Origin of the sequence: Neobacillus sp. DY30, from assembly GCF_030123065.1 — a bacterium.
Taxonomy (GTDB): domain Bacteria; phylum Bacillota; class Bacilli; order Bacillales; family Cytobacillaceae; genus Neobacillus.
Window position 1 is genome coordinate 6,034,088 of record NZ_CP126093.1, and the last position, 15,166, is coordinate 6,049,253.

Consider the following 15,166-nt stretch of genomic DNA (forward strand, 5'->3'; position numbering starts at 1 on the left):
GCTATAGCCCCCTTACACTTTTTCCCGTACATTTTTACCGAATAAACCGGCTGGACGGAAAATCAAAATTAAGATCAGTACAACAAATGCTACGCCATCTCGCCATAACGAGAAGCCAGCAGCACTTACAAGCGACTCAATGACACCCAATAACAAGCCGCCAACCATTGCGCCTGGAATGATTCCGATACCGCCGAGTACGGCCGCAACGAAGGCCTTAAGACCTGGAATAATCCCCATTAATGGTTCAATTTTTGTATAGTACATTCCAAATGCAACACCCGCCGCACCTGCTAACGCAGATCCAATCGCAAAAGTGGCAGAAATGGTATTGTTAACGTTAATTCCCATCAATCTTGCAGCTTCCATATCATGAGAAACTGCACGCATTGCTTTTCCAATTTTGGTTTTATGAACGATAAACTGCAATAAGATCATTAATACTACAGAAGTGCCTAAGATTAACAGTGACTGACTGCTCACTTTTACTCCAAGGAAGTCGATGCTTGTTGCCGGAATAAGATTGCTAGGATAAGCCTCTGGCTGAGCACCGCGTACATAAATAACCCCATATTCAATTAACAGGGATACTCCAATTGCCGTAATAAGAGCCGCAATCCTAGTCGCATTACGCAAAGGTTTATAGGCGATTCTTTCAATTAGAACCCCTAAGATGGCACAAGTTGCCATGGATATAAGAAGGGAAGGGAAAAATCCTAAATCTAATATTGTAATGGAATAGAAACCAATAAATGCACCGACCATGAAGACGTCACCATGGGCAAAGTTAATTAATTTTACAATTCCGTAGACCATTGTATAACCAAGGGCAATCAACGCATAAATACTGCCTAATGACACCCCGTTAACCAGCTGTTGTAAAAATTCCATGTCTTGACCCTCCTAAAATTAGGAAACTATTATCTAAATGGGAATAGGGAGGCAATATGGCTCCCTATTCTTTTTGACCACTATAAAATTTGTTCAGCTAGAGCGCCAAGGCGCTTCCACTTTTGTTTTTATTCTGGATCTACCTTTGTATTAAATTCTTGCTTTCCGCCTTTGTATTCAAGAATTACTGCAGATTTAACTGGATCATGGTTTTTATCAAGTTTCATTGTTCCAGATACTAATTGAAGACCATCTGTTTCCTCAAGTGCCTTTTGGATTTTCTCAGGGTCAGCACTTCCTGCACGCTTAATTGCATCAGCAAGGAAATACAGGGAGTCATAGCCTAATGCATTAAAGGCATCAGGAGATTTACCATCATATTTTGCTTCAAATGCTTTTACGAAATCTTGTACTTTCGGATCAGAGTCACCAGAAGAATAGTGGTTTGTGATAAACGTATTGTTTAACGGATCAGCCCCAGCAATTTCTACTAGTTTAGGAGAATCCCAGCCATCGCCGCCCATGAAAGGAGCTTCAATACCAAGAGCACGAGCCTGTTTGATAATTAAGCCTACTTCCTCGTAATACCCAGGAAGGAAAATAAAATCAGGTTTGGCAGATTTAATATTTGTTAAGATCGCATTAAAGTCTGTATCCTTAGCAACATAAGCTTCTTCCTTAACGATTTTTCCGCCATTTGCTTCAAATGCTTCTGTGAATGCTGCTGCAAGCCCTTTTGCATAGTCGCTTGAGCTGTCAATGATGATCGCTGCATTTTTCACCTTAAGGTCTTTAGCAGCAAAGTTAGCTGCCACAGTTCCTTGGAAAGGATCGATGAAGCAAGTACGGAATACGAAGTCACTTAGCACGCCGTCTTTATTTGTAATCGTTGGATTTGTTCCAGTTGGTGTCAATAACGGAATTTTATTTTTTTGAGCGATTTGTACTTGTGCCAATGTATTTGTACTTGTAGCCGCACCGATAATAGCAGCTACCTTATCTTGGCTGATCAGCTTCGTAGTACCGCTTGTTGCCTCGGCCGCATCTGATTTATTATCGAATGTCACCAGTTCCAGTTTCTTTCCGTCAATACCTTCTTTATTGATCTCTTCCAATGCCAGTTTGATACCTTCTTCGATGGACTGGCCATAAGAAGCTACCCCGCCTGAAAGTTCAAGGTTTGCGCCAATTTTGATGGTTTCTCCATCCTTTTCACCGCTCGTACTTGATGAGTTACAGCCTGCCAATACGCCTGCCGCCATCATGAACGACATGAAAATACCTGCTAGTTTTTTCTTCCTCACTGTCTATACCCCCTATTTTTGAATAGTCCTTTACCCGTTGTTTCTCTTGAGATGTTTAAAAAAAGATAATATTCTGAAAACATTGTACAAAATAAATTCCTGTTCGTCTAGTAGAATCTGCGTTATTTTAATATAATTCTGAAAAATCTGTATTCCTATTATTGTCATAGGTTTAAATAGATGAAGTAAGCGCTCTCTTGCTCTAAAGGACTAAAATCATACTGTGTTAAAAAACAAAAGAGAGATTCCCTAATAGAAATCTCTCTTATTTAAACATTATACTAATACTTTATTTTTTGTTTCTTTTCCTAGAAAAATAACGGCAAAGGCAGCAATTAAAACGGAGATACAAAAAATTGTAAAGATAGTGCCAATCGATGTTTCTTGTGCTACCAAATATCCTACCAATAATGGTCCCAGCACCCCGCCTAACCTTCCAAATGCCGCTGCTGAGCCTGACCCAGTTCCGCGGATAATCGTAGGATATTGTTCAGGAGTATAGGCGTATAATCCGCCCCATGCACCGAGATTAAAGAAGGATAAAAGAATCCCCGACGTAATTAACAAGGCCGTCGACTCTGCATTTCCAAACAGAAAAGCACTGACCGCCGTTCCAACTAAATAGACAGCTAAAACAAATTTCCGGCCAAATCTTTCAATACACCAGGCAGCTGTAAAATAACCAGGCAGCTGTGCAAGCGTCATGATCAACACATACCCAAAGCTTTTAATGAGACTAAAACCTTTCATTACCATCACACTTGGAAGCCATAAAAACATTCCATAGTAAGAAAAAACAACACAGAACCAAACAATCCATAGCATAGTGGTTCTGCGGCGATATTCATTAGTCCATAGGTTCGCGATACTTTGGAAAGCAGAAATCTTCTCTTTATCTTTAATCGCTTCAAATCTAGGAGAGTCCGGCAACCCAACTCGTAAATATAAGGCATACAGTGCAGGTGTCGCACTAATTAGCAGAGCTGTCTGCCAGCCGAATTTCGGAATGATAAAATAAGAAATGACGGCCGCAATCAGCCAGCCTGCAGCCCAAAAGCTTTCAAGCAGCACAACAATTTGCCCGCGTTTTTCTGCCGGGACGCTTTCCGAAACAAGTGTCGAGGCAACAGGAAGCTCACCGCCAAGTCCCATTCCAATAAAAAATCTTAATATAAGAAAAATGGTAATGGACGTGGCAAATGCAGAGATTCCACTTCCAATTGAGAATAGTAATAAAGTAATGATAAATACATTTTTACGTCCAATTCTGTCTGCCATTAATCCAAAAATTAATGCCCCGGCAGCCATTCCAATCGATTGAACACTGCCAATCCAGCCCATTTGTTTGGCCGTTAACTCCCACTCCACACTTAGTGCCGCAATAATAAACGAAAGCATCCCAACGTCCATTGCGTCAAACATCCATCCTGTACCAGAAACCCAGAGCAATCTCCGGTTAGAAATTTCTTTTTTCATAATCAACCCCCTTGATGACTGCCATTAGTGACATTATTCCCTAATGAATCACCATTATTTAATCTGCCGCGATTTCTACATTTTTAAATTGATTGAAAAACATATGATAGTATCTGCCTTGCGTATCCATGAGTTCCCCGTGGCTTCCTTGTTCTACAATCTTTCCATTTTCGATAACCATAATTCTATCTGCATCACGAATGGTGTTTAAACGGTGGGCAATTATAAAACTTGTTCTGCCCTCCATTAAAGAAAGCAGTGCCTCCTGAATATGAAGCTCAGTTCGGGTATCAATGCTGCTTGTCGCTTCATCTAGTATCAATACTGCCGGCTTTGCGAGAATTACCCTGGCGATGGCAATCAACTGGCGCTGCCCTTGACTTAAGTTTCCGCCATTCTCTGACAGGATTGTCTCATATTGACCAGGCAGACGTTTTATAAAAGCATCCGCATTGGCCATCTTAGCCGCATTAATGACTTCCTCATCTCTTGCGTCAGGCTTGCCATACTTAATATTCTCCTTTATCGTCCCAGAAAACAAGTACGTATCCTGCAAAACAAAACCGAAACAGCTTCTTAAGCTATCACGGGTATATTCACGAATATCACGGCCATCCAGCAATATCCCTCCCTCTGTAACATCATAAAACCTTGTCAGCAAATTAACGATGGTTGTTTTTCCCGCTCCAGTCGGCCCAACCAGAGCCGTACTGCTGCCAATATCACTTTCAAAGCTAACATTTTTTATAATTGGCACATCGCCGCGGTAGCCGAAGCTTACATTTTCAAACACAACATGCCCCTTTGGCTTGTCCAGCACCACCGCGTCCTGTAAATCCTCTGGTTCCTCCTGCTCGTCGAGAATTTCAAATACGCGCTCAGCACCGGCTACACCTGACTGTAGCATATTAAAAATTTGTGCAAGGTCATTCAGCGGCCGGACAAACTGGCGGGAGTAGGTAATAAAGCTGGCAATGGCACCTACAGTGATCATATTTTCGACAGCAAGGAATCCCCCTGTTACAGCAACAATGGCAAAGCCTAAATTATTTATTACGTTCATGATTGGCATAAGAAAGCCGGACCAAATTTGCGCCTTAAGGCCGACCTCACGTAATTTCTGATTGACCTCTTCAAACTCATCTATCACTTTTTCTTCATGATTAAAAGCCTTCACTACTTCAATGCCTGAAATCGTTTCTTCTATTTGTCCATTTAGTTTTCCCAGCTGAATTTGCTGATCTTTAAACAGTACACTGGTTCTTTTTGCAATCGTCTTCGTTAACAGAAAAACAAGCGGAACGGTTACCAGGCTCGCCACCGTTAAAATCGGGCTTAGGATTAGCATCATTATGAATGACCCGCCGATAACAATAACACCTGACATTAGCTGTGTCGTCGATTGTGAAATCGTACTGCTGACATTATCGATATCATTTGAAAGCCTGCTCATTAATTCGCCATGTGTCCGTTTGTCAAAAAAAGCAACTGGCAGCTTTTGCAGCTTTTTAAAAAGCGCATTCCGTAAACGTTTGACGATTCGCTGCGAAACACCGGCCATTATCCAGCCCTGCAGAAACGTCAACACCGCATCTAGTATAAAAGCTGCTATTAGAATCAACACCATGATTTCAAGAAAATTAAAATCTACTTGTGTTTCCAGGCTTATGGCATCAACGGCTTTCCCAATTAAAAACGGTGAGAGCAGTGATAATGCAGAACTCAATAAGATGAACGAAAACACAATACTGAGCATTTTTCGTTCATTGCCAAAATAATGCCATAGTCTCCTAATTGTTTCTCTAAAATTCTTCGGTTTTACAACCGGTGCACCCCGGCGCTGGCCTCCAAAGCCGCCAGGTCTTCCCGGGATTGACAGGGGAGGAGGAGTTTTACTTGGTCGATCTTGAGTTTTCGACATTAGAATGCCACCTCCTTGCCCACTTGAGATTGATAAATTTCCTGGTAGACTCTGCAGTCTCTTAATAATTCCTCGTGTTTTCCAATTCCAACAATCTCACCGTGGTCCATAACAACAATTTTATCTGCATCGATTATTGAAGTAATCCGCTGGGCAATGAGAAGGCATGTAAGACTTTTTGCATATTTTTTTAAACCCGCTTTAATTCTTGACTCCGTGGTGACGTCAACCGCACTGGTACTATCATCTAATATTAAAATTTCAGGATTTTTAATTAAGGCCCTTGCAATCGAAAGCCGCTGCTTTTGACCGCCTGAAAAGTTGACTCCGCCTTGCCCTATTCTTGTTTGATAGCCTTCGGGGGACGCACTGATAAATTCATGAGCGCCGGCAATCTCCGCCGCCTTCATAATTTCATCCATTGACGCATCTTCTTTTCCCCATTTAATATTTTCCTCTACACTTCCGGTAAAAAGAATCGTTTTTTGTGGAACAAATGCAATTTTTTTGCGCAGTTCTTTAGGATTAACACGGTGTATCTCCTCATCATCCACCTTGATACTTCCGGTACTGACATCATAAAAACGGGGAATTAAGCCAACAAGAGTACTTTTACCAGAGCCTGTCGAGCCAATGATTCCGACAGTCTCACCTGGTGAGATTGATAGGTTAATATTTTTTAAAACAGGTTCACCGCTTGTTCCTTCATAAGAAAAAGAGACATTGTTAAACTCGATTCTTCCTTTTTCAACTCGAGAAGAGGCCGTTTCATCCACCCAGGTTAGGTCATCTTCCTGAGAAAAAACCTCACTTATTCTAACCGCGGAAGTTTTCGCACGAACAAACATATTAAAAACCATCGAGATCATCATTAATGAAAAAAGAATTTGCGTCATGTAATTAATGAAAGCAATAATATGGCCAACTTGAACATTGCCATTTGTCACCCCGTAACCGCCAATCCAAAGGACTGCGACAATGCCTAGGTTTACTGTCAGCATAATCGCTGGGCTAAATACAGCCATTAACCTTGTGGCAGAAATCGATTGTTTTTTAAACTCTTCATTTGTCTTATCAAACTTGTCCACTTCAACATCAAAACGATTGAACGCTTTCACCACACGGACACCGGATAAGTATTCACGCATTACACCATTTACACGGTCCAGCGCTTTTTGAACCTTTGAGAACATCGGGAACCCAAGTCTTAGGTTCAGTATAATAAATAGCGCAACAATTGGGACAACGACAACTAATACGACGGATAGATGAAGGTTTAACCGAGTCGCCATGATTAAGCCGCCGATTGCAAGAAGCGGAGATTTAACAAAAATACGCATTAACCCATTGGCAAAAACCTGTACCTGTGTTACATCATTGGTCAGCCTTGTGATTAACGACGCGCGTTCAAAACGGTCTATATTTTTGAATGACAGCGTTTGGATTTTTTTATATAAGTCCGACCGTAACTCTGCTCCAAAACTTTGCGAGACAATGCTTGCAAGTATACTTCTTGTGGAGGCAGCAATCGCGCCAAAAAATGTAATCAGCAGCATGAACCCGCCCATTTTTAAGACGTAGTTTAAATCTCTGCCTGCGACACCGACATCGATTATTTTTGCCATGATCGTCGGCATTAACAAATCACTTATCGCCTCAAAAGTTAAGAATAACACTGCTAAGCTAAAAGACTTCCAATATTTCTTTATGTATTTTGCTAAAAACCCCATGAATCTTCACCTCGAGGAAATCTTTGGATAAAGCTATTATAGCAAAAAAAAATATGAGTTCTATGATAAGAACTCATACTTTTATTTAATCTTCCAGCGGGCGAAACTCATGAACCCAAACACGCATTTGCGGAAGCCACGGCATCCCAGGATGATAGGCAAGAATGGATTGTTTATATTCTTCGACCGTAGGGTAGCCCTCGCGGCGAGCGTCATCATCCGTTAATTCACCTAAGCTTTGTGAATATACTCGTTCAACAACAAATTGACGTCCTTCGAGCGTCATAATTTCTCCTGGATCAGCATATCTTCCATTTCTTCGTGTAGCAGTTTTTTCTCCTGCAAGCACTTTTTTAACATCGCTTTCCATTGTTACTAAACGTTCGATGGAGCAAGTTTTTGGCGGCAGTGTAGTGTTTTCATTTTGGCTCATAGTGTTATCCTCCTTTTTCCAATTGCACTTTCACTATTTTAACACTATCGGCGCGTTATTAAAAACGTTTACACATTCAAATCTCTTTTTTTATAAAATACAAATGTTATGACTGTAAGTACTGCAATTAAGACACCTGATAACAGCACAAAGATGAACTCAAATCCGCCGCCGAACATAACATTTTTTGCCTCGAAATATTTAAATGGGGTGAGGTATTGTAGTATTTCAATGTTTTCATTCAAGTCAATGGCCACCGATAACAGATACGTAAGCAAAAGAACGCCGGTGGCTAAGGAAGCCGCTGTTTTAGACTTCCTTTTTACCGCAGCAAGGGAGCTGCCGATGACCAAAAATATGAGCTGCAAAATAAACATACCCGCCATTGTAATGGCAATATCATCCGTAAACACTTCACCATTACTATATTTACCAACCACAACTATTGAAGAAACGAATGTAATGATATTCAGAATTACGATATTTACGAATGCCGCAGCCAATTTTGCAGTTATAATCCTATTCCTCGATACAGGTTTTACAAATAAAAACTCTGTGGTTTTATCCCGCTCTTCTTTTGAAATAATCGTTGCTCCAAGCATCGCTGCATGAATCGTTCCCATTAATAACAAATAAATGAACAATAATCCGTAATAACCACTTGCTGTAGAGATATCAAAGTCACCTATTCCTAACACAGCAAGCAATGATTTTGGCATTCCTGCCAGCATTTCATTCATCGGCTGTCCAGAAGAAGAAAGACTCTCATATTTCACCATCCCTGACGCTACCATCAGAAAGATCCCAATACTCCAAAATATAAGGGATTTTCTATGTGACTTCATTTCTTTTATAAAAATATTCATCCTTCCAGCACCCTCCTTCGGGCAGGTTTTATACCGTATGGATATCCTTTTTATTATAAATAAAATAACTGATTCCGATTGCGAAAATAATGAAACCAGCGCCAGTCATTAAAAAGGAAGCTTCATAGTTAGCATGTTCCATGATATATGCTGTGTCAAAGTATTTAAACGGGGAAATATAACGTTTTGCTTCATCACCGGAAGTCGAGCTGAGCATCCCCAAAAAGTAAAAGGCAAACACCGTTGCCAGTGACACCGTTAACACCGACTTTATCTTTTGAAAAATAACCGAAACGATTATGCCTAGTCCTAAAAAAATTAATTGTGTAAATAAGAGTGTCAATGAAAGCTGGAGGAAAACGCCAACATCAAATGCTTCCTTTGCTACCTGATAGGCAAGCAGAGTGGCTGCTGCTATATAAAAAATATTTGTCACGATGATGGAAATAAGTGCAGCCAATAGTTTGTTCGTCAATATAGCAGTACGTGTAACAGGTTTTGTTAATAAGAAGTCAGCTGTTTTTTCCCTGACCTCTTTGCTGACAATACCCGTACCCAGGTTCATTGCTTGGATCGCGCCGCAAAGAGTGACAAAAGACAGTCCATAGCAATAGAATCCAAGAATCGAAAAGAAATTGTCCAGATTAATCCCGAATGCCTCCCTTAACGCAGCTGGATACCCCTCAAGCAGCTTCCTAAACTCCTCCGTATCCTTTGTAAAAGAAGGATAAAATGACATAAACAGTGCTGCAACCATGATTAACGATATCGTCCAAATAATAGTGGATTTCCGATAAGCCCTTAATTCATGCAACAATATATTCATCGTTTATTAGGCCTCCTTTTCATAATAATGCATAAAAATCTCCTCAAGGTCTGGCTCTTCAATCCATAGATTTGTAATTTCGACGTCAGCAATTTTCCTCATAACCTCGTTAATATTACCTTTAAACAAAAAGCTTGTAAGGTTACCCTTTACCTCTAACTTATTCACTCCTGATAGGTTAAAGTAATTAGGCTCGATGGCAGATTTAGTTTCTACTTTGAATTTTTTATAGGTATTTTCTTTCAATGTACTAATCTTTTCAACGGTAACAATCTTGCCTTCTTTAATAATTGCAACCCGATTACATAAGCGCTGAACTTCCGTTAAAATATGCGATGAAAATAGGATTGTAGAACCTTTTCGATTCTCTTCCTCAAGCAGTTCGAAGAATTTTTGCTGCATAAGAGGGTCCAATCCGCTAGTAGGTTCATCCAGGATAATCAGTTTCGGCTCATGCAGCAGCCCCTGAACAATCCCGACCTTCTTTTTATTTCCCAGCGAAAGGTCATCGATTTTTTTTGTGAGATCTAAATCCATAATCTCAGCCAACTCTTTTATTCTCTTACTGCAATCCTTTTTATAAAAACTAGCTGAATACTTTAATAGATCCTTCACCTTCATGTTGTCATAGTAAAATACCTCAGATGGTAAATAGCCAATTTCTTTTTTGATTTCTGGGGCAAACTTGATGGAGTCTTTTCCAAAAATAGTTGCACTGCCGCTGGTAGGATAGATGAGAGAAAGGAGTGTACGAATCGTGGTTGATTTCCCGGCACCGTTCGGACCAATAAAACCAAAAATCTCGCCTTCCTCAACGTTAAAGCTGATATCGCTGATTCCTCTTGCCGCACCGTACACCTTTGTTAGATTCTTAATCTCAATCACATTCATTGTCAATACCCCCTATTTATAAAAGCATTTAATGAAAATCTCAAAATACTCTTCCGCTTCGTGAAACACCTTTTCATAATCAATCTTGTGACCAGGGATCATTTTCGCTTTCTGAAGCTCCTCGTCACTCATTTTTTCAAACGTCCAGGATATAATTTTGAGGATTTTCTGGACATCAACGTCATCTCTAAATTTTGATAGGTCAATCCCGTCATAAATAATCCCAGTATTAACAGCATTTAGTTCCTGCTTCTTTTTATCAAATTCGTCTTTTATTTCCGGTGAATCTTGCATAAATGCTTCTTGGATAAACGTTAAGATTTCTGGATATTTCGTTTGGAGGTCCATTTTAATGTGTACAGCCTGACGAATTCGTTTGAAAAAATCACGTTCGGTCAGGTCTACCTTTTTATAAAATTCATCTGCAACAAGGTTGTAGCAGTAATCAAATAGAAAGAAAAACAACTGTTTCTTGTTTTGAAAATAATGAAAAAGCAGCCCCTTTGAAATTCCAGCTTCCTTTACGATTTCATTCGTTGAGGCATTATCATATCCCTTCTGGGCGAATTCCTTGATTGCTGCATTTATTATGCGGTCCTGTTTCTCTGAATCCAGGCTTAAAAATTTCGAAAACATCTAGTCTGGCCCCTTTCGATTAGTCGTTGACCACATCAGTCAATTATAGTTTACTCCCGTTGACTCACCTGGTCAATATTAGACAAGTTATATTTTTTACAAAATTATGAAGTTTATATATTTAGGGGCGACGTTGTGCTAGGATACATGTGGAGGTGAAAAATGAAAGAACGTTCTGACTCATTAACGTTAAAAGGATTGATCGCTGCCCAAAGCAGGCTTTCCTATGCGCATCCAACTGCGTCTGTTCTAGCTTCAAAACAATCAATCATTGAGGCGGGGATTGGCGGTGAGGAGCAAGTAGCAGAGGTCCTTGGGAGATACCAGTTTCCATTCAAAAACACCATTTACCACGATTTATCACTTTCTTCGGACACTTACTTTCAAATTGACCACTTATTGAAAACACCCCATAACGGTGTCGTTTTAGAAACCAAAAATTTAGCAGGCAGCTTGGAATTCAGGGATAACCCGCCACAGCTGATTCAAAAGCGGGATGACGGCCAAATTAAGTATTATGAAAGTCCAGTCGTTCAATTGGAGCGCAATATTGAGCTTTTTTCGTCATGGTTATCGCAACGAAATATTGATTTGCCGCTTTATGGTGCCATCGTATTAGCCTACCCGAAGCAACATGTAGAAATCCCCCCTGCCAATACGAAGATACTATTTCCAAATTTAGTCCCGCCGTTTATCAAAAGCCTTTCCCAGCAAGGAAAGGGTCTGAATACACCCACTTTTAACTGGCTGTCATCTGAATTATTGCGATGTCATCAAACCTACATTCCGAAACCTGTTTGTGAATCTTATCAAATTCCTGTAGGTGATATTCTACAAGGAGTGCGGTGTGACTCATGCGGGAAGCTTGGGATGATTAAAGTTCCTAGGACCTGGCATTGTCGATTTTGCGGGGTGAATAATCATCTGGCACATCAGAAGGCATTGATTGAATGGTTTTTGGTGGTGAAGAGGACGATTACTAATCGGGAGTGTCGGGAGTTTTTGCAAGTTAATGATAAATTCACTGCAAATCGAATATTGCAAAGTATGAATTTTAAAAGTCGAGGAACCTATCGGGATCGGACCTATTTTATGGACTTAAGGACTATCATCCGCAACTAATCTCGGCTATCCGCAACTAATTTCGGTTATCCGCAACTAATCTTTGGCTATCCGCAACTATTCTACAGCTATCCGCAACTAATCTCAGCTATCTAAACCAAAGATACCTAATTTCAGGATCCCTAAATTCCAATTTCCTCCCACCCCCACCAACATGCTATTATTAAGTGGTAAATATTGAAAGGGGAGTGCTGCAAAAGTGAAAAACGAGATTATTGAAAGGTTTACTTCCTATGTTAAGGTAGATACACAGTCGAATGAGAGCAATGAAAGTTGTCCTTCTACACCTGGACAGCTTACGTTGGCGAATATGCTGGTGGAGGAGTTAAAGTCCATTGGCATGCAAGAGGTAACCATTGATGAGAATGGGTATGTGATGGCGACCCTGCCGTCCAATAGTGATAAGGATGTGCCCACTATCGGCTTCTTAGCCCACGTTGATACTGCAACCGATTTCACGGGCAAAAATGTGAACCCGCAAATCATTGAAAACTACGACGGGAATGATATCCCTCTTAACCCAAACGTTATTATGACGACAAAGGATTTCCCAAGCCTTCCGAGCTATAAAGGACACACGCTGATTACCACGGATGGTACGACACTGCTGGGTGCAGATAACAAGGCGGGGATCGCTGAAATCATGACCGCAATGTCTTACCTGATTCAACATCCAGAAATAAAACACGGTAAGGTCCGCGTTGCGTTCACGCCTGATGAGGAAATTGGCAGAGGACCGCATAAATTTGACGTAAGTGCCTTCAATGCCAAGTATGCTTACACCGTCGATGGCGGTCCGCTTGGAGAGCTGGAGTACGAAAGCTTTAATGCTGCGGCTGCTAAAATTACAATCAAAGGCACCAACATTCATCCGGGATCTGCGAAAGACAAAATGGTAAATTCAATGAAGATTGCCATGGAATTACATAGCCAGCTGCCAGCTCTGGAGGCACCTGAACACACTGAGGGTTATGAAGGTTTCTACCACCTGATCTCCTTCAACGGCGATGTCGAGCAAACGAAGATGTACTATATTATCCGCGATCATGACAAGGAAATTTTCGCAGCCAGAAAAAATAAAATCGAAAACATTGTTAACTCTCTCAATGAAAATTATGGCAAAGATACTATCCTTCTAGAGTTAAAAGACCAATATTACAATATGGGTGAAAAAATCAAACCGGTTATGGAAATCGTTGATATTGCCCAAGAGGCGATGGAGAGTTTAGATATTAAACCGCTCATTAAGCCAATCCGCGGCGGTACGGATGGCTCGCAGCTTTCATACATGGGACTGCCAACCCCGAATATTTTTACAGGCGGGGAAAACTTCCACGGTAAATATGAATTTATTTCTGTTGATAACATGATTAAAGCAACAAACACTGTCATCGAAATCACGAAACTTTTTGAACAAAAAGCATAGAATAAAAGCCCAACCTTAATGAACTGCCCCCCGTCAAGTAGACAGTGGAAATAATAAAAATGATTTAGGCGGCTTTAGCTCTATATTCAATAGGGCTAAGGCCGTTTAGTCGTTTTTGATATCTATCGTGATTATAAAAATGTATGTATTCATTTATCGCTAAAGTTAGTTCTTCAAATGTATTATACTTACGCCTATAATACTTCTCACATTTAAGTGTTCCCCAAAAGGATTCCATTGGTCCGTTATCAATACATCTGCCCACTCGGGACATACTTTGCTTCATCTTTACTGCATCTATTCTTCGTTTAAAACCTTTCGAGGTATATTGAAATCCACGATCACTATGGATAAGAGGGCGTTCTCCATTCAAAAGTGCTGTAGCTTGGTCAAGTGTCTTGAATACAAGTTTATTATTATTGGAATGCCCGAGGACATAGCTAACAATCGATCCATCGTATAAATCACGAATGGCGCTTAAATAAGCCTTCTTTGCCCCATATTTAAGTTCAGTGACATCCGTAACCCATTTTTCATTAGGCTTTTCTGCTGTAAAATCGCGATTTAGTACATTTTCTGCCACATGCTGAGGGGTAGAACTTTTGTATGAATATTTCTTCTTTATCCGAATAACCGAGCGTAAATTTCCGATTCCCATTAATCGATAGATTCTTTTATGATTGATGTCCTCTTCAAATTTCCGATTCATATGTAACGTCATTTGTCGATAACCAAAAGTTCCATCTACTTTCTCTTGAAGAGCTTTCATTTCTTCTATAATCTTTCTATTCTGGAGTTCTCGATCTGTAGGTATGCGATTAAGCCATTTATAGTAAGCAGCGCGTGAAATACCGGCTATTTCACAAAGTAAAAGAATGCTCAAATTCTCTTCCTGATGAAGCTCCTGAATAGCAATGTACTTATCTTCAAATCGGACTTGGCTTATTTTCGCCTCCTTTCGATCTCCTCTAACTTTTTTAAGAATAAATTCTCCGCACGTAACCGCTCATTTTCTCGTTCTAACTTTTTCATTTGAAGCTGCATTTTCTCTTCTGAGGTCAGCTCTACTTCTTCTTTCTTCCTTCCTCTTTTATCTTTGAGTGCTTCTTCTCCGCCATCTTCATATTTCTTAACCCACTGGTACACTTGTTGATAAGAGACATTATGGGTCTCAGATGTTACTTGATAATCTTTTCCGTTCCCTAGACAATCAAGTACTATTTGAATCCTTTCATCCCAAGTAGTTTTTCTCCCTTTAGTCATAGAGCTCGTCCTTTCTTTTGACGTATCCTTTAATTCTCTATGACTATTATACTTCTTTATCCAACAACGAAGGGTGGAAGTACTAGGAATTTCATACTTTCTAGTTACCTCCCGAATGGAGTATTCGCCGCTAAGATAGTCCTTTACTGCGTCCTGCTTAAGTTCCTTTGAAAACCTCCTCCAGGTAGAGGATTCTTTTAATCCATCAACTCCGTATTTTTTATATTTATATATCCAATCATAAATGGAGACTTTATGGACGTTATATATAGATTCTAGTTCGGAAATGGAATGACTTCCTTCTTCTAATGCTTTTATTATCCTGATTTTATCCTCTAAAGAATGCACTCTTTTTGACATAAAAAAAACTCCCCTTTAAGG

The 15,166-nt window shown here is 40.2% G+C and carries 13 protein-coding genes; 2 read left to right on the forward strand and 11 right to left on the reverse strand.

Going from position 1 to position 15,166, the window contains the following annotated elements; all coding sequences use genetic code 11:
- Positions 1–12: 12 nt before the first annotated feature.
- The 10 genes from QNH29_RS29780 to QNH29_RS29825 form a co-directional block, all read right to left on the reverse strand.
- On the reverse strand, positions 13–891 hold the full coding sequence (locus QNH29_RS29780) for a branched-chain amino acid ABC transporter permease (RefSeq protein ID WP_283862834.1): 879 nt from the start codon (positions 889–891) through the stop codon (positions 13–15).
- A 128-nt stretch (positions 892–1,019) separates the two neighbouring features.
- Positions 1,020–2,195, reverse strand: coding sequence for an ABC transporter substrate-binding protein (locus tag QNH29_RS29785; RefSeq protein ID WP_283862835.1), 1,176 nt, complete (start codon positions 2,193–2,195; stop codon positions 1,020–1,022).
- A 276-nt stretch (positions 2,196–2,471) separates the two neighbouring features.
- A complete protein-coding gene (locus QNH29_RS29790; RefSeq protein ID WP_481858769.1) occupies positions 2,472–3,671 on the reverse strand; it encodes an MFS transporter in 1,200 nt (399 codons plus the stop codon).
- 58 nt (positions 3,672–3,729) lie between these two features.
- Positions 3,730–5,592: an ABC transporter ATP-binding protein gene (locus tag QNH29_RS29795; RefSeq protein WP_283862837.1), complete on the reverse strand. Its 1,863-nt coding sequence runs from the start codon at positions 5,590–5,592 to the stop codon at positions 3,730–3,732.
- On the reverse strand, positions 5,592–7,322 hold the full coding sequence (locus QNH29_RS29800) for an ABC transporter ATP-binding protein (RefSeq protein WP_283862838.1): 1,731 nt from the start codon (positions 7,320–7,322) through the stop codon (positions 5,592–5,594). Before QNH29_RS29800 ends, QNH29_RS29795 begins: the two co-directional genes overlap by 1 nt.
- Positions 7,323–7,407: 85 nt before the next feature.
- Positions 7,408–7,755, reverse strand: coding sequence for an ASCH domain-containing protein (locus QNH29_RS29805; protein ID WP_283862839.1), 348 nt, complete (start codon positions 7,753–7,755; stop codon positions 7,408–7,410).
- Between the two features lie 68 nt (positions 7,756–7,823).
- Positions 7,824–8,621 (reverse strand): ABC transporter permease subunit, encoded by a 798-nt coding sequence (locus tag QNH29_RS29810; protein WP_283862840.1) that lies wholly within the window; start codon positions 8,619–8,621, stop codon positions 7,824–7,826.
- Positions 8,622–8,649: 28 nt separating this feature from the next.
- Complete coding sequence (locus QNH29_RS29815; protein ID WP_283862841.1) at positions 8,650–9,447, reverse strand: ABC transporter permease subunit; 798 nt, start codon at positions 9,445–9,447, stop codon at positions 8,650–8,652.
- 6 nt (positions 9,448–9,453) lie between these two features.
- Positions 9,454–10,338, reverse strand: a complete 885-nt coding sequence (locus QNH29_RS29820) for an ABC transporter ATP-binding protein (protein ID WP_283862842.1) — start codon at positions 10,336–10,338, stop codon at positions 9,454–9,456.
- A gap of 12 nt (positions 10,339–10,350) precedes the next feature.
- Positions 10,351–10,974, reverse strand: a complete 624-nt coding sequence (locus QNH29_RS29825; RefSeq protein WP_283862843.1) for a TetR/AcrR family transcriptional regulator — start codon at positions 10,972–10,974, stop codon at positions 10,351–10,353.
- Between the two features lie 162 nt (positions 10,975–11,136).
- Here QNH29_RS29825 and QNH29_RS29830 point away from each other — a divergent pair, with 162 nt between their 5' ends.
- Together QNH29_RS29830 and pepT are read left to right on the forward strand one after the other, a co-directional pair.
- A complete protein-coding gene (locus tag QNH29_RS29830) occupies positions 11,137–12,096 on the forward strand; it encodes a nuclease-related domain-containing protein (protein ID WP_283862844.1) in 960 nt (319 codons plus the stop codon).
- Positions 12,097–12,295: 199 nt separating this feature from the next.
- Complete coding sequence (pepT, locus tag QNH29_RS29835) at positions 12,296–13,522, forward strand: peptidase T (RefSeq protein WP_283862845.1); 1,227 nt, start codon at positions 12,296–12,298, stop codon at positions 13,520–13,522.
- 64 nt (positions 13,523–13,586) lie between these two features.
- Here the strand turns inward: pepT and QNH29_RS29840 are convergent.
- A protein-coding gene (locus QNH29_RS29840; RefSeq protein WP_283861689.1) for an IS3 family transposase occupies positions 13,587–15,145 on the reverse strand; the annotation gives its coding sequence in 2 pieces (ribosomal slippage) (positions 13,587–14,503 and positions 14,503–15,145; 1,560 coding nt in all).
- Between the last annotated feature and the right edge of the window lie 21 nt (positions 15,146–15,166).

Coding starts and splice junctions, on each gene's coding strand:
- QNH29_RS29800 (WP_283862838.1), bottom strand. CDS start 7,322: ATGGGGTTTTTAGCAAAATACATAAAGAAATATTGGAAGTCTTTTAGC.
- QNH29_RS29780 (WP_283862834.1), bottom strand. CDS start 891: ATGGAATTTTTACAACAGCTGGTTAACGGGGTGTCATTAGGCAGTATT.
- QNH29_RS29820 (WP_283862842.1), bottom strand. CDS start 10,338: ATGAATGTGATTGAGATTAAGAATCTAACAAAGGTGTACGGTGCGGCA.
- QNH29_RS29825 (WP_283862843.1), bottom strand. CDS start 10,974: ATGTTTTCGAAATTTTTAAGCCTGGATTCAGAGAAACAGGACCGCATA.
- QNH29_RS29795 (WP_283862837.1), bottom strand. CDS start 5,592: ATGTCGAAAACTCAAGATCGACCAAGTAAAACTCCTCCTCCCCTGTCA.
- QNH29_RS29830 (WP_283862844.1), top strand. CDS start 11,137: ATGAAAGAACGTTCTGACTCATTAACGTTAAAAGGATTGATCGCTGCC.
- QNH29_RS29815 (WP_283862841.1), bottom strand. CDS start 9,447: ATGAATATATTGTTGCATGAATTAAGGGCTTATCGGAAATCCACTATT.
- QNH29_RS29810 (WP_283862840.1), bottom strand. CDS start 8,621: ATGAATATTTTTATAAAAGAAATGAAGTCACATAGAAAATCCCTTATA.
- QNH29_RS29805 (WP_283862839.1), bottom strand. CDS start 7,755: ATGAGCCAAAATGAAAACACTACACTGCCGCCAAAAACTTGCTCCATC.
- QNH29_RS29790 (WP_481858769.1), bottom strand. CDS start 3,671: ATGAAAAAAGAAATTTCTAACCGGAGATTGCTCTGGGTTTCTGGTACA.